The organism is Pseudomonas sp. MM211 (assembly GCF_020386635.1).
Taxonomy (GTDB): domain Bacteria; phylum Pseudomonadota; class Gammaproteobacteria; order Pseudomonadales; family Pseudomonadaceae; genus Aquipseudomonas.
On sequence record NZ_CP081942.1, the window covers coordinates 3,870,305 to 3,894,605 of the forward strand.

Consider the following 24,301-nt stretch of genomic DNA (forward strand, 5'->3'; position numbering starts at 1 on the left):
TGGTTCAGATAGTGAATATAGATTTTTTACCTAGGTTGCACGTTGATCACTCATGCCGAGAACGGTGCTGCAGCATGGGCACCAGATAGACCGGCACATCGGACAATTGCAGCAATCTAGACGCCGTTCTGCCCATCGGCACCTCCAGCGCTGCGCCATGGCTGTGGCTGCCTACGACCAGCAAATCCACACCGAGTTTCTGTGCCTCCTCGAGAATCGAGATAGGCGGATCACCACGTAGCACCCGCACCGAGCCGATCAGGTCGAGGTCGTCACGGTTGTCACCCAGCTCGTCACGAAAGCCCTCGAGCACGCGCAGTTCGATGCTGTTCATTACCGTTTCCAGCCCCGTGCTGCGCAATTCCTTGAGACGCGCCTCATCGACGTAGGTCTGCAGAACCGACTCGGCGAACAGGCCCATCGGCTCAACCACATGCACGACATAGAGCCGTGCCTTGAAGCTGCGGGCCATCGCCAACGCGTGTTGCAGGACGTAAGGTGCATAAAGGCCGAGATCGGTTGCATAGAGAATTGAACGAATCATACGGCCTCCTCGACTGCCGGCACGGCCAAGCCTCGCTTGAGCTTAGCAGCAGTACCACAAGTGAGCGACGAAGCGGTTTGTCAGGACGCATGGCTATATAAGACTCGCGCCCAGCCAGCAGACTCAAGGCAACTCTTGAGGTTCTCGGCCAAGCACCTCGCCAATGGCCTGCACCAGCTCGGCACCGTCAAGCCGGCTTTGCAATGCACCATAGAAGCGTCCTTCCCGCACCAAAAACACTGTAGGCAGGTGAAAAACCTCATAACGCTGAACCAAGCCGCCATTGGCGCCGGCATCAATCCATACCAGCCGCTCGACGGGCAGCGATATCCTGGGCAATCGCTCGCGGGCGTAACGGCATGCGGCGCAGCCCTGGCTGGTGAAGGCTATCAATGAGATGCCCGGCAGACCCAGTAGTTGCTGATCGGCATCGAAGTCGGTCAGCTCCAGCTCGCTCGTTTTATCCGACGAGGCACTATCCATTTGCGACCAGTTGGTGGGATCTGTCATGCGCCAGTTTCTTCGTCATAGCAGTGATCTATTTGGGGAGCTGCGGTTATCCCGTCCAATACATAGCCTCTGGCAAGGTCTCGATAACGTCGGCTTCATGGTGCGACGGGCAACGCGCTCTCAAGACAGCGCAGTCGAGCGGCATCTTCTGAACCGCATTCTATTCCGGCCTGCTCGGCAGGTGCACGACAGCAGGTTGCGCGCTCATAGGCTCGGGCAAGTCTGTCGCAGGGTGCAGCGAACGCCAAGCCGACGCATCAGCTCTGAATGCCATCGCCCTGTCGCACGCTGACAGGTTTAGCGCCTCCATACCCTAAATATCATTGTCTAGCCGGGCGCTAACGCGCTAAGGTTCCGCTTCCCCGCTGTGCCCATACTGCTGTGCCCGCTGCACGGGGATCGCTGGCGGCCGGCTTCCGTGACCCGATGACGCAATTGATGAAAAGCACGATGGCTGATTTACCGATTAACGACCTTAACGTCGCCTCCAACGAAACACTGATCACCCCAGAGCAGATCAAGCTGGAGATTCCGCTGACCGAAAGCGCTCAACGCACGGTTTCTGCCGGCCGCCAAGTGGTGCGTGACATCCTTGACGGTAAGGATCACCGCTTGTTCGTGGTCGTTGGCCCCTGCTCTATCCACGATATCAAGGCGGCTCACGAATACGCAGAGCGCCTGAAGGTTCTCGCCGAAGAAGTCTCCGACACGCTCTATCTGGTGATGCGCGTTTACTTCGAGAAGCCACGCACCACCGTTGGCTGGAAAGGTCTGATCAACGATCCGTACCTCGATGACTCGTTCAAGATCCAGGACGGCCTGCATATCGGCCGCAAGCTGCTGCTCGATCTCGCGGAAATGGGACTGCCCACCGCCACCGAAGCGCTGGATCCGATCTCGCCGCAGTACCTGCAGGATCTGATCAGCTGGTCCGCCATTGGCGCGCGCACCACCGAATCGCAGACGCACCGCGAAATGGCTTCGGGCCTGTCGTCGGCCGTCGGTTTCAAGAATGGCACCGACGGCGGCCTGACCGTTGCCATCAACGCGTTGCAATCGGTTTCCAGCCCACACCGCTTCCTGGGCATCAACCAGCAAGGCGGCGTATCCATCGTCACCACCACGGGCAATGCCTACGGTCATGTGGTACTGCGCGGCGGCAACGGCAAGCCGAACTACGATTCTGTGAGCGTGGCTATCTGCGAACAGGAATTGAAGAAGGCCAACATCAAACCGAACATCATGGTCGACTGCAGCCACGCCAACTCCAACAAGGATCCAGGCTTGCAGCCATTGGTGATGGACAACGTCGCCAACCAGATACTAGAAGGCAACCAATCGATCGTCGGCCTGATGGTCGAGAGCCACCTTGGCTGGGGTAGCCAGTCGATCCCGAAAGACCTGCAGCAGCTCAAGTATGGCGTGTCGATCACCGATGCCTGTATCGACTGGGAGAGCACCGAGAAAACCCTGCGTAGCATGCACGTCAAACTCAAGGACGTACTGCCCAAGCGCCAGCGCGGTTAAGCCGACAGCAATGAAAACGCCGGGCAGATGCCCGGCGTTTTTGTTTGCACCATGGCCTCAGCTCTGCTCGGCAGAGCCCTCACGACGCTCCATGTAACGCTCCACATAGGAGCAGGAAGGAATCACCGTGTAGCCCATGCGCTCAGCGTAATCGAGTGCGGTCTCGGTAAGGGCTGCGGCGATACCGCGACCACGCAGCGAGTTGGGTACGAAAGTCCGATAGATATCCAAGGTCTGCTTACCCAGATCCATATAGGAAAGGTACGCGCGATCACCATCCACTGTGGTCTCGAACTGGTGACCGGCAAGGTCATGGTGAATGGACAGTGACTCGCTCATTACTACTCCTCTCAAATTAGGCCGGACATCGATACCCCACCATGGTGGCCCGCGTACATCCGGTAACAATAGGATATAAAGCCATTCTAGAAGGTAAAGGGCAAGGCGAAATCCGCGGCGCTCGGAATCGGCACAATCCTTATCCATTTTCTCTGATCGTTCGACTGCATTTCACCTCAGCGCGCTGATCAATAAACAACCAATCGCGTTCAGTTTATTATCAGCAACCCATTGAATATGAAAAAAAACAGCGCCCTTGCTTTCCATGCGTTTACTTACTAAAAGTTACAGGTAGTATGTACGCCGGTCATTTTCCGGGTTCGGGATTTGGCTTCAACAAGCAAAAAACTTACCCCAAGGGGAACACGATGAACAACGTTCTGAAATTCTCTGCTCTGGCTCTGGCCGCAGTTCTGGCTACCGGTTGCAGCAGCGTCACCAAAGAAACCGAAGCTCGCCTGACTGCAACTGAAGACGCAGCAGCTCGCTCTCAAGCCCGCGCTGACGAAGCCTACCGCAAGGCTGACGAAGCGCTGGCCGCTGCTCAAAAGGCTCAGCAAACTGCTGACGAAGCCAACGAGCGTGCTCTGCGTATGCTGGAAAAAGCCAGCCGCAAGTAATAGCCCTTGGGCTAATAGAAACCGGCCTCAGGGCCGGTTTTTTATTACCCAGGGTATTTAAAGCGGATGGGTAAACAATAAAACCACGGTGCGGTAACAGTCGTTTTCATTGGCTGAAATAAAACTCAGAACGTGGGCGATTGCGCCTGAATTACCGCATCCCCAGGCGCGGCGATCTCGATCGGCAGACCGTCTTGCGACGCTACAACCTCGCGCACTACATCCCAGTCCAAGTTCTGCGCATTCAGGTCGCTGCGCTTGATCAGCGCGTTGACCACCGCGGCATGCTGATCACCGCTCGGCGCGCCTTCTTCTTCGCCGAGCGGCGCATGGGCCTCAAGGTAAACCTTGCCATTGCTCACACCGAACTTGTAGGGCTCGTTGATGATGCGCACTGGCGTACCGACCGGCACCATATCGGCCAGTTCGAGCACATTGTTGTTGAGCATACGAAAGCAACCATGGCTCACACGCATGCCGATACCGAATTTTTTATTCGAGCCATGGATCAGGTAACCCGGCACCGAAAGCGCCATTTTGTAGGGCCCCAGCGGATTGTCCGGGCCTGGCGGCACGTAACTCGGCAACGGATCACCATCAGCAGCATGCTCGTCGCGGATCGACTGCGGTGGGTACCAACCGGGATTCGGCGTTTTCGCAGTAATACGCGCATCTGCAACCGGTGAACTCCACCCTTCACGACCGATCCCCAACGGGTAGGTGTAAACGACGTTCTGGCCTTTTGGAAAGTAATACAGGCGGTACTCGGCCAGGTTGATGACGATGCCCTCTCGAGGGCCCGCTGGCAGAATGAACCGTGTCGGAAGCACAATATCAGTGCCCTCGCCCGGTAGCCACGCATCCACCCCTGGATTGGCGGCAACCATTTCTAGGTAGCCCAGATCATTGGCGGTACCCAGATCAGCGAAGGTGTCTTCATAACGCGCTTTGATCACCTGGATTTCGCCCACCACATCTTCACCGGGTGGTGGCAGCGGCAACTCCATCGCGACAGCAGAACCTGCCAGACAGAAAGCACTCAACGACAGACAGCGGGCGAGAGCTGAAACGCGCGGCGACATGCAGGAAACCCTTGAGATGAAGGTGATAGTGAGAGGTGAAGTGTATACCGCTGCCAGACTCAGCGCCCCGGCCAGGCCGGGCGATCTCCGCGCCGCTGAGCCTCGAGCGTAGCCAGGCAGGCCGGACACAGGCGCCGATCGTGCAACATGTGGCGCTCCAGATCACGCCACAGCGGCTGCGCCGGTAGCAAGCCGCCACACAGCGTGCGGTCGGCATAGCCACCCAGTTCCAACTGACGAGCGACCAAGTGCACCCGAGCCTCACGGCAGGCGAACAGGTCGAGCTGTTCGTCGGGCTCGATCAGTTGATAGGCGTACAGAGACCAGACGGGTCGCAGCATTGGTGGCTCCTGGGCGGGGGCGCCACATTAGCCGAAACGCCGTCAGTGGAAAAGCCCGTCAGAGTAACGGCTTCAGGGTTGGCCAGACATTCTCCAACAGCAGCGGCTGTGCCTCTACGGCGGGATGCACGCCATCGTCCTGCATCAGCGTGTCGACACCGCCCACACCCTCGAGAAGGAAGGGTACCAGCGGGATATTTTTCTCCGCCGCCAGGTCGTCATAAACCTTGGCGAACGCGGTGGTATAGCGCTCCCCATAGTTGGGAGGAATGCGCATGCCTAGCAACAACACCTTGGCACCTGCCTCACGAGAGGCATCAACCATCGACGCAAGATTCTGTTGCAATTGGCTAGGTGGTAGGCCGCGCAAGCCATCATTGCCACCCAGCTCCACGATCACCAGATCCGGCTTGTGCTCTGCAAGCAGCGCCGGTAGCCGCGCGGCACCGCCAGCACTGGTGTCGCCACTGATCGAGGCATTCACCAGTTGATGCTCGAAACCGTCACCCTGCAGGCGCTCATCGAGCAGATGAACCCAACCTTGCCGGGTATCCATGCCAAAAGCCGCACTGATACTATCGCCGACGACCAGTACGGCCCCCGCCTGCGCCATCTGTACCGCAATCTGTCCCAACAGCAGCAGGCCGAGAACGGCCCCTTTCCATATCGCACGCATCGGATACCTCATGAGCTCAAGCATTCTGTCTGCGCGGAACCTTAACAAAGTGGTTTCCAGCGCGGAAGGCGAGTTGACCATCCTGCACGACCTTTCACTGGAATTGGAAAAAGGTGGCAGTCTGGCCATCGTCGGTAGCTCGGGATCTGGCAAATCCACCCTTCTCGGCCTGCTGGCTGGGCTCGACCTGCCAAGCAGCGGGCGCATTCTGCTGGCCGGCAACGATCTGGGTAGCTTGGGCGAAGACGAACGTGCCCGGGTACGTGCTGAGCACGTCGGCTTTGTGTTCCAATCCTTCCAGTTGCTCGACAGCCTCAACGCCCTGGAAAACGTCATGCTGCCGCTGGAGCTCGAAGGCCGAAGCGATGCTCGGCAGCGCGCCACTGAGCTGCTCGAGCGCGTAGGGCTTGGCGCACGGCTTACTCACACCCCGCGCCAGCTCTCCGGTGGCGAGCAACAGCGAGTCGCCATCGCCCGTGCCTTTGCCGCCGAGCCGGATGTACTGTTCGCCGATGAGCCCACCGGCAACCTCGACAGCCACACGGGCGAGCGGATCAGCGACCTGCTGTTCGAGCTGAATCAGGAGCGCGGCGCCACCTTGGTGCTGGTTACCCACGATGAACGCCTGGCGGCCCGCTGCCAACGCCTGATCCGTCTGGAGGGTGGCCACCTCGTGGCACCGGTGAACGCCTGATGAAATCCCTGTCTTTCTTCAGCCTGCTCTCCCTTGCAGGCCGCCAACTGCTGCGCGACGCCCGTGCTGGCGAGTTGCGCGTGCTGTTCTTCGCCTTGCTGATCGCCGTCGCGTCCAGTACCGCCATCGGCTACTTCGGTGCTCGCCTGAATGAAGGCATGACCTTGCGTGCGACCGAGTTTCTCGGTGCCGACCTGATTCTGCGCGGCAGTGCGCCGGCATCTGCCGAACAAATCGAGGCAGGCACTTCGCGGGGGCTGGAACACGCCCAGGTCGTCGAATTTTCCAGCGTGATCGCCAGCGACGAAGGCATCCAGCTGGCCAGCGTCAAAGCGGCCGGCAACGGCTACCCTCTGCGCGGCGAACTGAAGAGCGCTGCCGAGCCCTATGCCGAGGAAGCGGTCAGCCAAGGCCCTCAACCTGGCGAAGTCTGGGCCGAGGCGCGATTGCTGGCTGCCCTGAACCTGAAAGCCGGGGACGACATCGAGGTCGGCGCCAAGACCCTGCGCCTGACCCGGGTACTTACCTACCTGCCGGACGAAGCTGGCGACTTCTACAGCCTGACACCCCATGTGCTGATGCACCTGGATGATCTGCCCGCCACTCGCGTGGTGCAGCCAGGCAGCCGGGTACGCTACATCGAACAATGGAATGGCCCGAGCGACGCCCTTGCCAGTTATCGCCAAGCCCTCGAACCAGACCTGGCCGCCCACCAGCGCTTCGATGATGCCCGTGATGGCAGCCGCAGCGTCGGCGGCGCCCTTGAGCGCGCCGAGCGCTACCTGAATCTGGCCAGTCTGGCCGCCGTGCTGCTTGCCGGGGTCGCCGTGGCGCTGTCAGCCGCACGCTTCGCCAGCCGCCGCTTCGATGCCAGCGCACTGCTGCGCTGCCTGGGCCTGTCACGCCGCCAGGCTCTTGGACTGTTCAGTCTGCAGCTGGCAATTCTCGGCCTGGTCGCCAGCCTCAGCGGCGCCCTGCTCGGCTGGCTCGCCCAGCAGTTGCTGTTCCAGTTGCTACAGGGTTTGCTGCCGACCCAGATTCCACCGGGCGGCTTGTGGCCGGCGCTTGCCGGCATCGCAACAGGCTTGGTGGCACTGGCCGGTTTCGCCCTGCCGCCACTGGCGGCACTTGGCCGCGTGCCGCCACTGCGCGTGCTGCGCCGCGACATGCTGCCGGTGCCGGCCAGTTCCTGGCTGGTGTACGGCACCGCCCTGCTCGCCCTTGGGCTGATCATGTGGCGCTTGAGTCTGGATTTACCATTGACCCTGGCACTGCTCGGCGGAGGCCTGGTCACTGCGCTGCTGCTCGGCGGCCTGTTGCTGCTCGGCTTGCAGAGCCTGCGCCGCCTGCTGGCTCGTGCCTCGCTGCCATGGCGCCTGGGCCTCGGCCAACTGCTGCGCCGGCCCCTGGCTGCCGCTGGGCAATCCCTGGCCTTCGGCCTGATCCTGCTGGCCATGGCACTGATCGCTCTGTTGCGCGGCGAACTGCTGGACACCTGGCAGGATCAGTTGCCCGCTGACGCACCCAACCATTTCGCACTCAATGTACTGCCTGCCGAGCGGGACGCTTTCGCCGCACGCCTGGAGCAGCTATCCCCCCACCCGGCGCCACTCTACCCGGTCGTGCCGGGGCGGCTGGTGATGGTCAACGGCGATCCGGTTCGTCAGTACGTCAGCAAGGACTCCCGTGGCGAGCGCGCCGTACGCCGCGACCTCAGCCTGACTTGGGGTGCCGACCTGCCAGAGGGAAATACCCTTACTGCGGGCCAATGGTGGACGGGCGAAAAGAATCAGGAACTGCCCGGTGTGTCGGTGGAAGACGAACTGGCGGAGAGCCTCCAGGTCAAGCTGGGTGACCGACTGACGTTCACTGTGGGTGGCGTCAATCGCGACGCTGTCGTGACCAGCCTGCGCACAGTCGACTGGAACAACTTCCAGCCCAACTTCTTCATGATCTTCGAGCCCGGCACCTTGCAGGATCTGCCGGTCACCTACCTGACCAGCTTCTACCTGCCGCCCCAGCAGGAACGACAACTGGTCGAACTGTCACGGGCGTTCCCGTCGGTCACCCTGCTGCAGGTCGAGGCGCTGCTCAATCAACTGCGCAGCATCCTCGCCCAGGTCACCATCGCCATCGAGTTCGTCCTGCTGTTCGTGTTGGCGGCCGGCCTGGCCGTGCTGTTCGCCGGCCTGCAATCGACGCTTGACGAACGCATTCACCAGGGCGCCCTGCTACGCGCGCTGGGGGCGGAACGCAAGCTGCTGATTCAGGCACGCCGCGCCGAATTCGGCCTGCTCGGTGCAACCAGTGGTCTGCTGGCTGCCCTTGGCTGTGAGCTGGTCAGTTTCCTGCTCTATCGCTATGCCTTCCAAATGGACTGGCAACCGCATCCGTGGCTGCTGGTGTTGCCGCTGATTGGCGCCTTACTGGTCGCCACTGCAGGCGTACTCGGTACGCGGCGCTCGCTGGATGCCAGCCCTCTCACTGTTCTGCGTGAGGGTTGATAGACTGCGCGCCCGTAACAGACCGAGCCCAGCATGAGTCGATACCGTCCACCCCGCGTAGCCGGAACGCCCCTCATCACCCCCGAAGGTGAGGCGCGTTTACGCGCCGAACTGCACGAACTCTGGCACGTACGCCGCCCTGAAGTAACACGCTCGGTCAGCGAGGCGGCAGCTCAGGGCGACCGCTCTGAAAACGCGGAATATACCTACGGCAAAAAAATGCTGCGGGAAATCGACAGCCGTGTGCGCTTTCTCACCAAGCGCCTGGAAAAGCTCAAGGTGGTCGACACCCGCCCAAGCGACCCGGACAAGGTCTACTTTGGCGCCTGGGTGAGCTTGGAAGATGAAGACGGCAACGCCTCGCGCTACCGCATCGTCGGCCCTGACGAACTCGACCTGAAGCTCAACCTGATCAGCATCGACTCACCGCTGGCGCGGGCGCTGATCGGCAAGGGGCTGGACGCCGAAGTGCGCGTAGAAACGCCGACCGGTGACAAGTACTGGTACGTCATGACCATCGACTATCCGTAATCAGCGCAGGGTGATCAGCCCCTGTCGGGCGATACGCGTCAGTTGGCCGAGCGCTTCGCTACTGGGGCGCTGCAGCACCGCGAAGTCGAAGCTGTCATCGGCGAAGCGTTGTAGCGACTCGCCGTGTTCGGCGAACTGCACGAGGAATGCGCGTCGCCCCTGACGGCGACTGGGCCAACCATCGAGGTAACGCAGCAGGGTCGGCTGGTGGGTGCCACCGAGCAGAATGCGCGGGTTGCGCCGGATCAAACCGGAAGTGATGGGAGCGATACGAATCTGTGTGGCCTGGGAGCAGGTCATGGGTGTTTGTCTCCGCCTCGAAAATCCCGCTGGGCAGCGGTGAGAGGCAACACCGAACCAGCGCTTTAGCGGAATTTCGAGACTCGTTGAAGAATCCCTAAGGCGCCCCGCAAGTAGCTGTTTAAATCGGCGCAGACGGCAATCGTAGAGAGTTGCAGATCGCCCTGTCAATAACCGAGAAAGCCCGCATCAGCGGGCTTTTCAGAGATTCGTGTCGCTTAACCGGCGATGCGCTTGTCGACAGACAGACGGCCGGCGCCTTCGATCAGCAGTGCCAGCGTAGCGGCCATCAGCGCCAGGGCGAATTCATAGCCATTGTCGCTCATGAAGAAGCCGTTACCGATGTGCACGGAGAAGATGGCCACCAACAGGGTGAAGGTCAGCACCGCCGCAGCGGGACGCACCAGCAAGCCGATAATCAGCGCCAGACCACCGAAGAACTCGGCACTACCGGCCATCAACGCCATCAGGTATCCGGGCGCCAGGCCGATGCTCTCCATCCACTGCGCCACACCCGCCAGGCCGTAACCACCGAACCAGCCGAACAGTTTCTGCGCGCCATGGGCCACGAAAATGATGCCGACCAGTACCCGTAGGATGGTCAGGCCATAGCCTGCGCGAGTGGCTGCCAGGGATTTGATGAGTGCGTTCATGGGGCGATTCCTTTGCTATGTGAGTGAGATGGCGCCATATTAATTTAATTATCAAATGTGAATACCGGATAAAACCGCTAAAACAAATCGAATAGATCGATTATTTTCGCATGCTCACTGCCTGCTTTGCAGCAGGCTCCAGGGAATAGCGCTCCCGCGCATAGGCCAGGTAGTACTTGTTCACCGCATTGACGTAACTGACCACACCCATGCCCAGCTCTTCCATGGCGACGCGCTCCACTTGGAAAAACCACTGATCCGGATTCAAGCCACGTCGCCGCGCCTCTGCGCGCAGCCTCTGCACTCGCTGTGGGCCGAGATTGTAGCCGGCCAACACAAACGCCATACGCTCTCGCTCGTTCAGCCTAGGACTATTAAAGAAGCTACGGCGGATCTTGGCCAGGTACTTGGCGCTGGCCTGCACGTTGTTCTCCACCCGTGTGATATCGCTGACACCGACGCTGCGCGCCGCCGCTGGCGTGATCTGCATCAACCCGGTAGCGCCACTGCTGCCCCGCGCACCGGGATTCAGGGTTGACTCCTTGAATGCCAGCGCAGCCAGCGCCAGCCAGTCGAAATCATGCTGCTCGGCGTAACGCTGCAAGACCGGACGCACTCGCTCCAGGCGCTGCCGCTCGGTGCGCCCCATGGGCGAATGCACTTTGTAGAGACGCCGATAGACACGCTGAAAGGCGGCGTCCTGATCATCGGGTACTCGGTAACCTTCAAGGAAGCGATCGACACTGACACTGAGCATCGGCGCATCGCGGCGCATATACCAGCGCATATCGCCCTGATCATCGAGCACCAGATGGCGATCGACGCGCAACTTGGGCATCACCTTGGCCCAGCGCTCGGCAATATGCAGCTCCACGGCAGTGAAGTCGAAGATACCGGCCTGAACCATCTCCAGCACGTCCTCGACGGCGAGAGTCGGATCCACCCACTCGACCACAATGGGCGGCAGCTTGCGCTCCTGGAGTTTCAGGTTGATACCGTGCAGGGCGTCTTTGGCGATGCTGCCCACCGGCAGCGACAAGCTGCGCCCAGCCAGTTGCTCGAGACGCTGATAACGGCGATTGCCCTGCCGCGCGACGATCACCACCGGCACATCACGGCGAATCGCTTCACTGGCGATGATGCTCGTACCGCCCTTGCTGCTGAGCAACTCACCGGGCGCCACCAGATCACCTTCGCCGCGCTGCAGAGCGGCGAGCAATTGATCCTTGGCTTTGGGAATCATCTTCAGATGCAGGCTGCGACCATCCCGCGCGTTGCGGTTGAGGTACTGCTCCAGGGCACGCAGGCGCTGATATTCGACGCCGATGCTCTGCCCTTTGACCTCCCCCGAACTGTTGCGGCTCTGGTTGACCAGTACGCGTAGCTCGCCACTCTTGCGAATGCTGGGTAAATCACGAACCGCTGCTGGCTGGGTCACTTCCACCGGGCCGGCAATGCGCGCCACTGCCGAAAGCGGCAGCGAGAGCAACATGCACAGCACAAGAAGGACACGCAATATCGACGCTCCGGAGGCAGAAAACCGGCCGACGGCCAGTGGCGGTCAGCCGAAAGCTGGGCGCGGAGGGTCGCACAGCCGGAGTACTGACGCCAATAATTGTTGGTTTTACATTACAAAGAACTCACAACCCTTTGTAATTGTTGATTTTTTATATGCAATAAAAAGCTCTGTTATGCTGCGGCCCTCAGGTTTCACAGGGTCACACCATGCAACTCATCGACATCGGCGTCAATCTGACCCACGCAAGCTTCAATGATCAGCGCCAGGCCCTGCTCGAAAGAGCCTTCAGCGCCGGCATCTGCCAGTTGGTACTGACCGGCACCAGTCTGGAGGAAAGCGAGCATGCGCTGAATCTTTGCCGACAGCTGGATGAAAGCGGCGACCGCCTGTTCAGCACGGCTGGCCTGCACCCTCACAACGCCAAGGACTGGAGCAGCGACCATGCGCGAAGACTGGGCGCCCTGCTGGCCGAGCCTCAGGTACGCGCCGTGGGGGAATGTGGCCTGGACTTCAATCGCGACTTCTCGCCACGCCCCCAGCAAGAGAAGGCGCTGGAAGAACAGCTCAGCCTGGCGGTGGAGCTGCAGATGCCGGTGTTCCTGCACGAGCGTGATGCTCATCCACGCTTCGTGCAGATTCTGCGTGATTACCGTGATCGCTTGCCGGCGGCGGTCGTGCACTGCTTCACTGGCGAGCGGCGCGCGCTGTTCGATTACCTGGATCTGGATCTGCACATCGGCATCACTGGCTGGATCTGCGACGAGCGTCGTGGTGCCCACCTGCATCCGCTGGTCAGGGAGATTCCCGTTGGCCGCCTGATGCTGGAAAGCGACGCCCCTTACCTGCTCCCCCGCAGCCTCAGACCCAAACCGAAAAACGGACGTAACGAGCCCGCCTACCTGATTGAGGTACTGCGCGAGGTGGCCCTGCATCGCCAGGAATCCGAGACCGAGGTTGCACGACATACCACCGCCTGTGCCCGTGCCTTTTTTGCGCTGCCGTCGATCGTCGAGCGGGCTGACGACGAAGAAATGGATGACTAGCCCCTGCACCTGGGCGACCACCTCCGTTGATCCGGGTGTAATCATGCAACTTCCGAGTCATTGACTCATATCAAGGGATGGACATTTTGCCCGTGGAAGAATGATGGCGCCTTGCTAGCACCCTCATTCATGTCGAGAGCAGAAAAACATGCCCGTCTGGATTCGCGATGTATCCCTGAAACACAAGTTCTGGGCGGTCAACGCCGTCGCCTTCTTCACCACCTTGCTGCTCGTTCTGTTCGCCATGTATCAGGAACAGGACACCTTTGCCCAGGCTGCGCGCGAAGGAGCGCAAAAGCAGGCACGCCTGATTGCCGCCTGGCCCGCCGATGGCGAGCTACCGCGCAGTGCTGATCTGATCCCGTTCACAACAGGTGAGGCGCCACGCCTGCCCGGTAACGCGGACACCAGCGCACTGCGCAATGCCCGCGGCTGGGTCGAGCTCGCCCATGACAGTGTGTTCGGCAGCGATCCGCTGATCGGCGCCCAGATCATCGAGCGCGGCAGCGACAAGCGCGTAGCGCTACCGGCATACGGTCGCAGCCTGGCGCAAATATTTGCCGAGCGTGTCGGCAGTTACGCATTGACGGTAGCCCTGCTGATGCTTGCCCTGCTCGGCGCCTCGCAGGTTCTCATCCGTTTTCTGCTCACCCACCTCAACACCCTCAAGGACGTCATGCTGCACGTGGAGAGGAACGGCGACCTGTCGGCACGCGTTGCCCTGCAAAGCCGCGATGAAGTCGGGCAGATGGCCGGTGCCTTCAATGCCATGCAGGACGGCTACCAGCGTGTCGTCGGCACGGTCATCCAGGCAGCCTCCAGACTGGATGACGGCACAGCACGGCTTGCCCGGAGCATGAAAGACGTACGCCAGGGCATGCTCGGCCAGCAGAGCGAAACCGACCAAGCCGCTACCGCCATCAACGAGATGTCGACCACCGTGCACCACATTGCCGAACATGCGGCGACCACTCGTGACCAGTCACAGACCGCCGACCAACTCGCCGGCGCCGGGCAGGCCGTGGTCAGTCGCGTCGTACACTCCATCACCGGGCTTTCCAGCGGCGTCCAGCAGACCGCAACGTTGATCCAGCAGGTCGCGGGCGACAGCCAGAAGATCAGCAGTGTGGTGAACGTCATCCATGGCATCGCCGAACAGACCAACCTGCTGGCGCTCAACGCCGCCATCGAGGCGGCGCGCGCTGGCGAGATGGGCCGTGGCTTTGCCGTGGTAGCCGACGAGGTGCGCAACCTGGCCAAGCGCGTGCAGGACTCCACCGACGAGATCACCAGCATGATCGGCACCTTGCAGGCCGGCACTCGCGACGCCGTGGAGTTCATGCAGGAAAGCTCGCTCAAGGCCGACGATTGCGTACAGGCCGCCCACGAAGCCGGTGAGGCGCTGGCTGCGATTACCAGTGCAGTGGCACAGATGCGCGAGAGCAATACGCAGATCGCCGTGGCCGCCGAGCAGCAGAGCCAGGTGGCCGAGGAAATGACCCGTTCGGTGATCGGCATTCGCGATGTCACCGAACAAACCGTCGAGCAGACTCAGGAATCGGCCACTACCAGCAGTGAACTGGCAGAACTAGCTGGCGAGTTATCGCGGGCCATCCGCCAGCTCAAGCCTTAGGCTATCGGAGCGCAGGCAGATAGTACAAAAGCTATCTGCCACATAGGAGGGATCAATTCGCTGCCGGGCCTGCAGCGCCATAGACTGGCTCCATCTGATGCAGGAGACTTCTCATGACCACGCAAAGCGCCCCCCTCGCCCACTCGGCCAGCACCGAATCGATCGACATGCCATCGCTGGCCATCGCCATGCCGCTGCTGCTGGTGTCGCTCGCCCTTGCCGGCAGTGGCTCAGGCCCGCTGGCACTGGCTCTGTCCGGGCTTGGAGCCATCGCAGCCTATGCCCTGGCGCGTCAGGCGCTGCTACCTGCCGCTGAGACTCAGGCGAACACCGTTACCGTCTGACGGCTGATCGCCAGCAATTCACCGTTTGAGGTCCAGAGTGCTGCCGCGACGTGCCCGTAGCCATCGCGTGCGTGCTCGATTTCGGCGCGGTACAGGCACCATTGATCAGAGGTCACCGAAACCAGCGGCTGGATGAATTCAATGGTCCAGGTCAGCGAACTGCCTGGGGCAGGCCCCTTGAGCAGCGACAGCACAGCCGGTGGCCAGGCATCGACCAGCCCCAGCAGGTGTGCTTCATCGAGGGTTTCGACACGTTCCTGATCGCGGAAACGTACCCAACCTCCCATCTCCCGCGACTGGCTGCCACTGAATGGCAAGCCACCCAGCCCCCAGCGCATGCCCAGATGGCGGGTGAATTCCGGAGTGACCTTGGGGATGTAAGGCAGCTCCTGGCTGCTCTCCACAGACTTGAGCACTGGTGCCGGCTGCGCTTCGACCATGACCGAAGAAGAGCGCGGCGCGCCAAAGCTGCCCTGCACCAGAGCCACCACTTCGCCGTTCTGTAGCGCACGCCCCAGCACCTGGCTGACCGCCTTGCCCTCGCGCAGCACCTCGGCCTCGAAACGGATTTCGGTGTCAGGCGCGACCGGCGCCACGAAAGAGATTGCCAGCGAGCGTGGGGGACGATCGGCGGGTACCTTGCTGCGCATCACGGCGTACACCAATGCCGCTACCACGCCACCAAAGCTGGCGCGCCCCTGGCCCCAGTCAGCCGGGATCGACAGCGACTCGGGCGTGCGCTGTACATGCTCCAGCAATGCAGAGAAATTCATATTCAACTCCCGTAAACGTCCGCCTGATAGTAAAAGACTCGCCCCCAGGCAGCGAGCCTGGGGCGAACGCCAGTTCGGTCATTTGTGAGGAGATAGCGGCGTGCTCACTCCAGCGCGGCCAGCAGACGCGCCTGAATTACTTCCGACGACTGTTCGGCCTCCTCCATCGAACGGCGCCAGGCCTGTACGAATACCTGCAAATCCTTCTCCGTTTCAGCCCTTGCCAGCCACTGCAGGTGATCGTGCCAGTCGCCGAGCAGCGCCTGCCCCTTCTTGAGCAGGCGAACCTGAGCGGCGGATAGCGGCGACAGTTGCGGGTACGCTTCCGCCGTATAGCGCACGCGCTTGATCAGCAGACGGACGCGGTGGCGGTCATGCTCGGCATCACGCAACGCCTCGACCAGAAGAGCTCGCTGCTTGCGCAGGTAGCGGCGAACCTTTTTGTGCAGGTCATCGAGTTCACCATTGGCCTGCTGCACAGCCAGCTCCTGGGGCCATTCATCCAGTGCCCGAAACAGTGCTGGCAGCGAGCGGCTGGCGAGCAACATCGCATCGCCTCTGGCCCGCTCGGCCACACGTCGGTCGGCGGCGGCATGCTCGCCATGCTGCCTCAGGGTATCGATCAACACTTCAAGATCCCGCAGCGGGCCACTCAGACGTCCGATCTCTGCCGCACGCTGCTGCAACGGGTCACTGCCAGCAGCACCCTTGAGGGGCTTCAACAAGCTGCGCAGCCTGCGCAGGCACACCCGCAGATCATGCAGCGCCTCACCATCGGTCTGGGCCTGAAGGCGCTCGCGGCAGGCATACAGCGCTACCTGCAAACGCAGCACCTCACTGCGCAAATTGCTGACGAAACCACTCATTGCGGGTACTCCTGAAAACCGGTCAATGGGATCGACTCCAACGCCACGGTAGCTGACGGCGAAGCGCAGTCAGCTGTTGGAGTAGTACGCGGGTGGATATGTTCTGTCCTGCATAACGCTGCGCCTCATAGGCCTGCACGAACCCATTGATGGCCTCGGCCTGCCCGGGTAGCGCTTGAGCCGCACGGGCAGCGAAAGCTCGCGGGCCCTCGCCGGTATCTCGGCGTACACCATGCTGTGCCAGCAGACGTTCGAAGCGCAGGAACACACGCTGCAGCGGATCACGCTCAGCACGCCACGGCTTGAACAACCACAGTGACAGCAAACCCAGAAGCAACCCACCGCCGCCGACCAGCGCCAGTATCAGCCGGCTGGCATCCACCTGACCGAACCAGCGCTGCAGCAATTCGAACTGCTGAGCCCCCTGATAGCCCAGAACCCAACGCTGCCAGCCATAGTTGAGGTCATCCCAAGCCAGTCGCAGCTCGTTCAGCCAGGTCAGGTTGCGGTAACGCAATGGCGAAAATGGTGAATCGGCAAGGAAACTCTGCTCGCCCGCCAGTGCCTGCTCCAGGCCTTGTTCGATACGTTCCGGGGCGACCTGGAACGTCGGATCTACGCTCGTCCAACCCTTCTCCGGCTGCCAGTACTCGACCCAGGCGTGGGCATCAAACTGACGCACCTGAACATAGTTGCCGTTACCGCTTAACTCTCCGCCCTGATAACCGGCGACCACCCGACTGGGAATGCCTGCCGCACGCAGCACGAACGTCATGGCGCCCGCATAATGAGCGCAGAAGCCACTGCGCGTGTCGAACAGGAACTCATCGATGGAGTTGGCACCCAGGGGCGTCGGCTTAAGGGTGTACACGTACGGTTGACGATTGAAGTGGGCGAGCAGCGCAGCGACCAGTTGCTCGTCCTGCAGATACTGTTGGCGCAGCTCCTGGGCCCACGCGCGGCTGCGTGCATCGCCCCCCTCGGGCAGGCGCAACCACGTTCGCATACCGTTCTGACGCTCTTGCGGCTCGCGTACAGCCTCGGGCCAGGAACTGACGTTGTAAAGCAGCGCACGCTCCACTGGCCGGTTGCGCTGCAGGCGGAAGTCGCCCATCTGTCGCGTACCCTGCAAATCGGTCTGCGCGACATCGAGGGCGAACAGCCAGGGCCGGGTGGTGGGCTGCATGACGATGCTGTAGCGCAGTTCCTCACCACGCTGCTGCCATTGCGGCGGTGGCGAGAACTGCGCGGCTGGTGATTGCGACCAGCGTCGTCCATCGAACTGATCGAGGGTCAGCGCTCGCCAATAGAGCTCGCTGCGCGGCGGCACCTCGCCCTCGAAACTGGCGCGAAAGGCTAGTTCACCAGAGCGGGTCAACTCGGCGATATCTCCGGGGGCCATGCTGTCGGCCAGCCCCGTGACGGCGCCACGCTCATTGGGCACCGGCAGCGACCAAAGCGGTCCCAGGCGCGGAAAGAACAGAAACAGCAGCAGCATCAGCGGCAGCGCTTGCAGCAGCAGGCTGGCCGACAAGCGAAGCGTGCGCCATGGGCGGGTCGCCGTACCGCTCTGCTGCAGGCCAATCATTGCCGCCAGCAGGGCGCAGATCGGCAGCAGGCTGAATAGCGCGATGAGGATACTGTCGTCGAACAGATACGCGGTCACCACCACGAAGAAGCCGAGGAAGATCAGCACCAGCGCGTCGCGGCGGGTGCGCATCTCCAGCAATTTGAGGATAAAGGCGGCAATCAGCAGCACCACGCCGCCATCGAGCCCAACCAGCGTTCCGCGCGAAAGGAACACCCCGAGCCCCGCCAGTACGATCAGACCGATGCGCAGCAGCCGTGTGGGATAACCGGCACGCATGCGAAAAATCTGCACCCGCCAGAAGGCGCAGCCCAGCCACAGGCCGATCACCCATAACGGCAGATGCCCCAGGTGCGGGACGATCACCAGCGCCTGCGCCACCAGCAGCCAGGTCAGGCTGATGCGCGGAATACCCTGAATGGCGCTCATGCTCGGGCTCCGTGCAGTGCCAGCGCGCGCAGGCACTGCTCACGGTGACGCTCGCCGATATCCGCGGAGAACAGACTGCCAGGCAGATGCAGGGCAAACGGCTGCTGGCGTTCGGAGAGCACCAGCACCCAGTGGCAGAGCAGCGAGAGTCGGCTTTCCAGATCACCGCTCAGTACGTCGAAATCCAGCACCAGATCACGACCGCTGTGGGCGGCAAAATCCTTGACCAGCAGCCCCTGGCCGCGCGAGTAAGCCTTCCAGTGCAGACGCTTGCGCGAGTCGCCCGGCTGATAGGTACGCAGGCCTTGGAAATCGTCGCTGCCCTGCCCCATGCTCAGGTGCCCCTGCTCCTGATCGTCTTCACTGCCGCCGGCGGCAAGCGGCAGCTCACCTTCCAAGGGGCGTGGATACACCAGCACCGATTGATCCAGATCGAGCAGGCTCCAGGCCACCAGCAGGCCCAAAGGAAAACGGCTTTCCACCCGCAGCCTGCCGGGGTGCAGCCAGCCACGGCGCTCGGTGGGCAGGCTCAGTTCGCATTCGGCAACGCCACCGGCGGCAACGTCCTGTTGCAGCGTGTCGGCAGGCGGCCAGCCCAGCGCGACAGCCTCATGCCCCCTCCCGCGGCTTTCCAGACGCACTCGCAGACGCGCCTGTTCACCAGCGAACACGGCACCAGCGCCACCGGCATGCAGCACCAGACCCGCCAGGTTGCGATAGGTGTGCAGGATGGCCACCACGAAGACCGAGCCCAGCAGGAACGTCAGCCCGTAGGCCAGGCTGCTCTGGTAATTGATTGCCGCCAGCAACATCACCAGCAGCGCAAACAGAAACGCCACCCCGACCCGCGTCGGCAGGATAAAGATCCGCCGCTGACTGAGCTGGATACTGGCCGCCGCCGGAATGCGCTTGTCCAACCAACGACCCCAGCGCTGCTTCAGAGCACTCGTCAAAGTGCAGGAACCTCGCGCAATAGCCACTGCACCAGCGCCCCACCGCCATGCCCCGCAGGGTCGGCCTGATCGCGTAACCGGTGGCCAGCAACCGACGGCAGCACCGCCTGCACATCCTCGGGAATCACATAATCACGCTGAGCCAGCAGCGCCCAGGCGCGTGACGCGGCCAGCAGCGCCAGACTGCCCCGGGGTGAAAGGCCCCAAGCGAACTGCGGCTGGGTGCGTGTGGCCTCGACCAGGCGCAGCACATAATCGACCAGCGCATCACTGACCCGAACCTTGGGCACCTCGGCTTGTAATTTCGCGAGCTCGGCGTGGTTGAGTACCGCCTCCAGAGTTGGCAGCACCGAGCGACGGGATTCGCCCAGCAGCAACGCCTTCTCCGCCGCTCGGGCTGGATAGCCAAGCGACAGACGCATCAGGAAGCGATCCAGTTGCGACTCTGGCAAGGCGAAGGTGCCGCTCTGGCTGATCGGGTTCTGCGTGGCGATCACGAAGAACGGATCCGGCAATGGCCGGGTCGCCCCCCTCGATGGTCACCTGCCCCTCTTCCATGGCCTCCAGCAGAGCACTCTGACTCTTTGGCGTAGCCCGGTTGATTTCGTCAGCCAGCACCAGTTCGGCGAAGATGGGCCCGGGATGGAAGAGAAACTGCCCGGTATCCTTGTCGAATACCGACGTACCGAGGATATCGCCGGGTAGCAGATCGGAGGTGAACTGAACGCGTTGAAAACTCAACCCAAGCACTTTGGCGAGGGCATGGCTGAGGGTGGTCTTGCCCATGCCGGGCAGATCCTCTATCAGCAAGTGGCCGCGTGCCAGAAGGCAGGTCAGTGCCAGGCGTACCTGCGCGTCCTTGCCGAGCAGCACCTGGTTGACGGTATCAAGGCAGGCATCCAGTTTCGTGTGCATCGTCCACTCCTCATGCAAGTGGCTCGATGCTACTGGCCCTGCCGCACCGGGCAAAGCATTACGTAACCTTTGCTGACGAAACTGTGTACCAGGCCCGAACTTGAGCGGCGCTACAGCGTTACCAAAGCGAAGTACGGCTGCAGAATGTCAGGGCGAAAGACAGCCTGATCCCGAGCGACGGACGGCTGCAATAGCACCTCGCCACCACAGAGAATCCACTGCTAGAATCGGCTCGCCTACTCAGCCGACAGACCGTCGGCAGGACACCGACCATGCCCAACACCTCACGCAAGAACCTCTACCCTTCGATCCTGCTGCTAGGCGCTCTGCTGACGAGCAGCCAGGCTTTCGCCGAGATGGCCGGCGGTGAAGTGGGTATCCGCCTGGCCGTGCACAGTGCCTGCCAGGTCGACAGCCTCGCAGAGAGTCAGGCACTGCTGCTGACCAACCACGATTGCCGGGACGGCTACCGCATTCGCTACCAGAATGCCGACACGCGCATCGATCGTGAAGCCTTAGCGCAGACCGTCACACGGTTGGACGAACGCTCTCCACGTTCGCGCATCGAACTCTACTGGTAAGGGCTCAGCCCGGCCGCTGCAAATCGAAGGTCTCACGAGTTCTGCTATAGGCCGTACCACCCAGGCGCCCAACCAGATCGAGGCGATGCGGGTCGATACGGCCCTTTTCATTGAGCACGCCATCGTCCACGTGTGCGAGCAGCACCTCGGCGAAGATCAGATGCTGATTGGGTTGCTGCTGCGGATAGCCGATGATTTCCGCCACTCGGCATTCGAACGCCACGGCTGCGCCTGCAACGCGAGGCGGTGCTACACGACTGCTGGGAATAGACGCGATGCCGCAATGTTCGAACTCACTGCTGCTGCGAGGCAGAATCGCGGCGCTGGCATTCATCGCTTCCACCTGGGCGAAGGACACCAGATGAATGACCAGCTCGCCGGTTTCCTGAGCGTTGCGCAGGGTGTCCTTTAGAACGCCGTCATCACGGGTACTGACGTTGACCATCAGCGTGGCCGGATCGTCGCTGATCACCTGAAAGAAACTGAAGGGCGCCAGATTGGCGACGCCCTCTTTAGAAAGGCTCGACACCCAGGCGATGGGCCTGGGTGTGACGGTAGAGGCAAGCCAGCGATAACGTTCCAGCGGGGTCAGATTGGCGAACTCGAGCAGCATCCCATTCTCCAAAAGTCAGGTTGCTGCCAGTTTACGCCAATCAGCCACCAGAACCTGCTCATGATCTCGCGCGCCAGAGCCTGTTTTTAATGCCACAAGACCGACGCGCAGCAGAGCGTGAGCCGGTTTTCAGCGGCCTGCCCGAGATTCACGAATATAGAAACGGGCTTTTTCTGACTTGTTGGTGCAGCCGCGGAACGCTTCGAACTGTTGCTGGGTTTTCGCCGCCGTCATCAGCGATGCAGCCTTGGAGTAACTAACGGTACCGGCAAAGCCTTCGGCCTTGGCCAGGTCGAGTTCCTGCCACGCGGCATCCAGTTGAGAGGCGCAGCTATCACGGTAGGAAGTGGTCGCTGAGCAGCCTGCCAACAGCGCAATCGGTAAGAGGATCCAGGCTTTCATGTCGCATACTCCAAAGGTTGACCGGCAATCATGTTGCCGGTGCTGATTATGACGGCACGCCGAGGAAAAAGTGCCACTATCAGCAGCGCCTTACGATACGTAATGTGCGGTTGCTTACAGAGCGTTTCAGGGAGATTGGGATGAGCAAGAAAGTGGCCCTGGTACTGGGCTCGGGTGGCGCACGCGGTTATGCCCACATTGGCGTCATAGAGGAGTTGGAGTCGCGCGGTTACGAGATCGGCTGCATCGCTGGCTGCTCCATGGGCGCAGTGGTCGGTGGCATCTATGCGGCCGGCAAGCTGAAGGAGTACAGCGACTGGACGCAGAGCCTCGATTACCTGGACGTGCTGCGCCTGCTCGACGTGAGCTTTCGCCTGGGCGCCATACGTGGGGAAAAGGTCTTCGGGCGAATTCGCGATATCGTCGGCGAGATCAATATCGAGGAGCTGAACATCCCGTTCACCGCGGTAGCCACCGACCTCACCAACCAGCAGGAAATCTGGTTCCAGGAAGGTTGTCTGCACCAGGCGATGCGTGCCTCGGCGGCGATTCCCAGCCTGTTCACCCCGGTCATCCAGGGCAAGCGCATGCTGGTCGACGATGGCCTGCTTAATCCCTTGCCGATCGTGCCGGTGGTGTCCAGTCATTGCGACCTGATCATCGCCGTCAACCTCAACTCGGCGCAGCAACAGCACTATCAGCTGCCAATCATCGAGCGTACGCCCGCGTTGAAAGGCCGCTTCGATCAGTTGATGGCTTCATTGGGCTCACGCTTGCCGTCGTTACGCCGCAAGGGTGGTGAGGATGATCAGCTTCTGCTGCTGGGCAACGACGCCCAAGCAGCGATCCCGCAGCAGCCCGACCTGTGGCTGCAGGATCCGGTGGATCCCCATGCCCAACAACCCGCCGCCGCGCCGCAGAGCGGCAGTGCGCCGAAATCAGCGAGTGGTTCGCGGGTCGCCAACATGGTCGGCCCGGCTTCGCTGCTGGAACTGATCAACCAGAGTTTCGAGGTCATGCAGACCTCGCTATCGCAGTACAAGATCGCCGGCTATCCGCCGGACATCCTGATCAACGTGCCCAAGCGGGTGTGTCGTTTCTTCGAGTTCTACAAGGCGCCGGAACTGATCATGCTGGGTCGGCAGATAGCCAAGGATACCCTCGACAAATATGAGCGCGGCGACCACTGAGGTCGCCGTCATTCAGCCTGGCGGCGTGCGCTCTTCGCGCGGCGGCAGACCGGCTGGCGCCTTGTGGGCGACCCAGTCGCTGAGCAGGCTGTAAGCCACTGCCAGCAGGGCTTCGGACCGAGGAACAGCCCCATGAAACCGAAGGCCAGAATGCCGCCGAACACCCCAAGTAGCACCACCACCAACGGCAGGTTACCGCCGCGGCTGATGAGGTACGGTTTGAGGATGTTGTCCACACCACTGATGATGAAGAAGCCCCAGATGCCGAGGAAGATCGCCATGCCGATCTCGCCTTGCCAGATCAGCCAGCCCACCGCTGGGCCCCAGATCAGTGGCGGCACCATGATCAGGCTGCAGGCGAAGGTCAGCAGGCCCAGCAACAGAGCGCCCGGAATTCCGGCGATCATGAAGCCGATATAGGCGAGGATCGCCTGCGCAACGGCAGTACCCAGCACGCCGTTCACCACCCGCTGTACGGTGCCGGCCACCAGTTCGAGGTAATGCTCGGCACGATCGCCGATCAGGCGTTCGAGCAGGCTTTCGACAAAGGCCGCCAAACGCGGGCCGTCACGGTAGAAGAAGAACACCAGGATCAGGCTCAGCGCCAGCTCGAGGATGCCGCCGCCGATCTTGGCACTGCGCACCAGCAGGAAGTTGCCGACTTGGCCCAGATAGGGTTGAACCGTGGCGAACAGCGCCGAACCTTGCTGATCCAGCGTTTCCCAAATACTGACCAGACGAGCGCCCACCAGAGGCACGGATTCCAGCCAGGTCGGCGGTGGCGGCAAGCCTTCGACCTGGAAGCCCTTGATCACTGCGGTGGCATCACGAATGTGGTCGGCCAGGTTGACGCCAAGCATCACCAGGGGCACTGCGACCAGAACGATCCAGACGCCAGTGAGCAACCCTGCAGCGACGGACTGGCGGCCCTTGAGCAGCCGCGTCAGCCAACGCATTACCGGCCAGCTGGCGAACGAGAGAACCGCGGCCCAGAACAGCGCCGACCAAAACGGCGCCAGCACCCAAAGGCTGGCGCCCAGCAATCCCAGTAGCAGGATCTGCACCAGCAAACGGTCGTTATTCGGCATTTTTCAGTGTTTCCAGAAAAGCAGGCTCAGGCCCTGAAGGGCG

General features: G+C 61.5%; 25 protein-coding genes and 2 pseudogenes. 10 read left to right on the top strand and 17 right to left on the bottom strand.

What is annotated here, in order from left to right:
- Positions 1–46: 46 nt before the first annotated feature.
- Both K5Q02_RS17750 and K5Q02_RS17755 read right to left on the bottom strand, forming a co-directional pair.
- Complete coding sequence (locus K5Q02_RS17750; protein ID WP_225832699.1) at positions 47–544, bottom strand: universal stress protein; 498 nt, start codon at positions 542–544, stop codon at positions 47–49.
- 123 nt (positions 545–667) lie between these two features.
- On the bottom strand, positions 668–1,054 hold the full coding sequence (locus K5Q02_RS17755) for a thioredoxin family protein (protein ID WP_225832701.1): 387 nt from the start codon (positions 1,052–1,054) through the stop codon (positions 668–670).
- 450 nt (positions 1,055–1,504) lie between these two features.
- On the opposite strand from K5Q02_RS17755, the gene K5Q02_RS17760 reads away from it, so the two are divergent.
- Complete coding sequence (locus K5Q02_RS17760; protein WP_225832702.1) at positions 1,505–2,581, top strand: 3-deoxy-7-phosphoheptulonate synthase; 1,077 nt, start codon at positions 1,505–1,507, stop codon at positions 2,579–2,581.
- A 57-nt stretch (positions 2,582–2,638) separates the two neighbouring features.
- Here K5Q02_RS17760 and K5Q02_RS17765 read toward each other — a convergent pair whose 3' ends face one another.
- Positions 2,639–2,920 (bottom strand): GNAT family N-acetyltransferase, encoded by a 282-nt coding sequence (locus tag K5Q02_RS17765; RefSeq protein WP_225832704.1) that lies wholly within the window; start codon positions 2,918–2,920, stop codon positions 2,639–2,641.
- A 368-nt stretch (positions 2,921–3,288) separates the two neighbouring features.
- Between K5Q02_RS17765 and oprI the strand changes: the two genes are divergently transcribed.
- A complete protein-coding gene (oprI, locus tag K5Q02_RS17770) occupies positions 3,289–3,540 on the top strand; it encodes an outer membrane lipoprotei OprI (RefSeq protein WP_042553774.1) in 252 nt (83 codons plus the stop codon).
- Between the two features lie 125 nt (positions 3,541–3,665).
- Here oprI and K5Q02_RS17775 read toward each other — a convergent pair whose 3' ends face one another.
- The 3 genes from K5Q02_RS17775 to K5Q02_RS17785 are packed head-to-tail and all read right to left on the bottom strand — an operon-like array spanning position 3,666 to position 5,639.
- Positions 3,666–4,622 carry a L,D-transpeptidase family protein gene (locus tag K5Q02_RS17775; protein ID WP_225839725.1) on the bottom strand — a complete coding sequence of 319 codons (957 nt, stop codon included), beginning with the start codon at positions 4,620–4,622 and terminating at the stop codon, positions 3,666–3,668.
- Positions 4,623–4,681: 59 nt separating this feature from the next.
- A complete protein-coding gene (locus K5Q02_RS17780) occupies positions 4,682–4,963 on the bottom strand; it encodes a hypothetical protein (RefSeq protein WP_225832705.1) in 282 nt (93 codons plus the stop codon).
- 58 nt (positions 4,964–5,021) lie between these two features.
- The gene (locus K5Q02_RS17785) at positions 5,022–5,639 is read right to left on the bottom strand and encodes an arylesterase (protein WP_225832707.1); all 618 of its coding nucleotides are present in this window, start codon (positions 5,637–5,639) and stop codon (positions 5,022–5,024) included.
- 10 nt (positions 5,640–5,649) lie between these two features.
- On the opposite strand from K5Q02_RS17785, the gene K5Q02_RS17790 reads away from it, so the two are divergent.
- Genes K5Q02_RS17790 through greB form a run of 3 tightly spaced genes read left to right on the top strand, consistent with a single transcriptional unit; the run spans position 5,650 to position 9,368 of the window.
- On the top strand, positions 5,650–6,333 hold the full coding sequence (locus K5Q02_RS17790; RefSeq protein ID WP_225832708.1) for an ABC transporter ATP-binding protein: 684 nt from the start codon (positions 5,650–5,652) through the stop codon (positions 6,331–6,333).
- On the top strand, positions 6,333–8,837 hold the full coding sequence (locus tag K5Q02_RS17795) for an ABC transporter permease (protein ID WP_225832711.1): 2,505 nt from the start codon (positions 6,333–6,335) through the stop codon (positions 8,835–8,837). Before K5Q02_RS17790 ends, K5Q02_RS17795 begins: the two co-directional genes overlap by 1 nt.
- Before the next feature lie 33 nt (positions 8,838–8,870).
- Positions 8,871–9,368, top strand: coding sequence for a transcription elongation factor GreB (greB, locus tag K5Q02_RS17800; protein ID WP_225832713.1), 498 nt, complete (start codon positions 8,871–8,873; stop codon positions 9,366–9,368).
- Here the strand turns inward: greB and K5Q02_RS17805 are convergent, their stop codons facing one another.
- The 3 genes from K5Q02_RS17805 to K5Q02_RS17815 all read right to left on the bottom strand — a co-directional run bounded on the left by K5Q02_RS17805 (position 9,369) and on the right by K5Q02_RS17815 (position 11,840).
- Positions 9,369–9,668 (bottom strand): class I SAM-dependent methyltransferase, encoded by a 300-nt coding sequence (locus tag K5Q02_RS17805; protein WP_225832715.1) that lies wholly within the window; start codon positions 9,666–9,668, stop codon positions 9,369–9,371.
- Between the two features lie 218 nt (positions 9,669–9,886).
- Positions 9,887–10,321, bottom strand: a complete 435-nt coding sequence (locus K5Q02_RS17810; RefSeq protein ID WP_225832716.1) for a DoxX family protein — start codon at positions 10,319–10,321, stop codon at positions 9,887–9,889.
- A gap of 100 nt (positions 10,322–10,421) precedes the next feature.
- Entirely contained in the window at positions 10,422–11,840 is a 1,419-nt protein-coding gene (locus K5Q02_RS17815; protein WP_225839726.1) for a transglycosylase SLT domain-containing protein, read from the bottom strand.
- Between the two features lie 206 nt (positions 11,841–12,046).
- Here K5Q02_RS17815 and K5Q02_RS17820 point away from each other — a divergent pair, with 206 nt between their 5' ends.
- The 3 genes from K5Q02_RS17820 to K5Q02_RS17830 all read left to right on the top strand — a co-directional run bounded on the left by K5Q02_RS17820 (position 12,047) and on the right by K5Q02_RS17830 (position 14,860).
- The gene (locus tag K5Q02_RS17820; RefSeq protein ID WP_225832718.1) at positions 12,047–12,883 is read left to right on the top strand and encodes a TatD family hydrolase; all 837 of its coding nucleotides are present in this window, start codon (positions 12,047–12,049) and stop codon (positions 12,881–12,883) included.
- A gap of 148 nt (positions 12,884–13,031) precedes the next feature.
- Entirely contained in the window at positions 13,032–14,516 is a 1,485-nt protein-coding gene (locus K5Q02_RS17825) for a methyl-accepting chemotaxis protein (protein ID WP_225832719.1), read from the top strand.
- Between the two features lie 113 nt (positions 14,517–14,629).
- Positions 14,630–14,860 (top strand): hypothetical protein, encoded by a 231-nt coding sequence (locus K5Q02_RS17830; protein WP_225832721.1) that lies wholly within the window; start codon positions 14,630–14,632, stop codon positions 14,858–14,860.
- Here K5Q02_RS17830 and K5Q02_RS17835 read toward each other — a convergent pair.
- From K5Q02_RS17835 to K5Q02_RS17855, 5 genes and pseudogenes are all read right to left on the bottom strand, one after another.
- A complete protein-coding gene (locus tag K5Q02_RS17835) occupies positions 14,836–15,633 on the bottom strand; it encodes an acyl-CoA thioesterase (protein WP_225832723.1) in 798 nt (265 codons plus the stop codon). The two genes, K5Q02_RS17830 and K5Q02_RS17835, sit on opposite strands and share 25 nt — an antisense overlap.
- Positions 15,634–15,737: 104 nt before the next feature.
- Positions 15,738–16,499 carry a CHAD domain-containing protein gene (locus tag K5Q02_RS17840; RefSeq protein ID WP_225832725.1) on the bottom strand — a complete coding sequence of 254 codons (762 nt, stop codon included), beginning with the start codon at positions 16,497–16,499 and terminating at the stop codon, positions 15,738–15,740.
- Positions 16,500–16,521: 22 nt separating this feature from the next.
- Positions 16,522–18,516 (bottom strand): transglutaminase TgpA family protein, encoded by a 1,995-nt coding sequence (locus tag K5Q02_RS17845; protein WP_329959540.1) that lies wholly within the window; start codon positions 18,514–18,516, stop codon positions 16,522–16,524.
- Complete coding sequence (locus tag K5Q02_RS17850; RefSeq protein ID WP_225832727.1) at positions 18,513–19,469, bottom strand: DUF58 domain-containing protein; 957 nt, start codon at positions 19,467–19,469, stop codon at positions 18,513–18,515. Before K5Q02_RS17850 ends, K5Q02_RS17845 begins: the two co-directional genes overlap by 4 nt.
- A pseudogene (locus K5Q02_RS17855) lies at positions 19,466–20,384 on the bottom strand (AAA family ATPase). The gene K5Q02_RS17850 and the pseudogene K5Q02_RS17855 overlap by 4 nt, the downstream one beginning before the upstream one ends.
- Positions 20,385–20,656: 272 nt before the next feature.
- On the opposite strand from K5Q02_RS17855, the gene K5Q02_RS17860 reads away from it, so the two are divergent.
- Positions 20,657–20,965, top strand: a complete 309-nt coding sequence (locus K5Q02_RS17860; protein ID WP_225832728.1) for a hypothetical protein — start codon at positions 20,657–20,659, stop codon at positions 20,963–20,965.
- A 4-nt stretch (positions 20,966–20,969) separates the two neighbouring features.
- On the opposite strand, the gene K5Q02_RS17865 is transcribed toward K5Q02_RS17860, so the two are convergent.
- Positions 20,970–21,578 carry a flavin reductase family protein gene (locus tag K5Q02_RS17865; protein WP_225832730.1) on the bottom strand — a complete coding sequence of 203 codons (609 nt, stop codon included), beginning with the start codon at positions 21,576–21,578 and terminating at the stop codon, positions 20,970–20,972.
- A 129-nt stretch (positions 21,579–21,707) separates the two neighbouring features.
- Positions 21,708–21,980, bottom strand: coding sequence for a hypothetical protein (locus K5Q02_RS17870; protein ID WP_225832731.1), 273 nt, complete (start codon positions 21,978–21,980; stop codon positions 21,708–21,710).
- 140 nt (positions 21,981–22,120) lie between these two features.
- Between K5Q02_RS17870 and K5Q02_RS17875 the strand changes: the two genes are divergently transcribed.
- Positions 22,121–23,170, top strand: a complete 1,050-nt coding sequence (locus K5Q02_RS17875; RefSeq protein WP_225832733.1) for a patatin-like phospholipase family protein — start codon at positions 22,121–22,123, stop codon at positions 23,168–23,170.
- Positions 23,171–23,182: 12 nt separating this feature from the next.
- On the opposite strand, the pseudogene K5Q02_RS17880 reads toward K5Q02_RS17875, so the two are convergent.
- Positions 23,183–24,258, bottom strand: a pseudogene (locus K5Q02_RS17880) (AI-2E family transporter).
- Positions 24,259–24,301 lie beyond the last annotated feature (43 nt).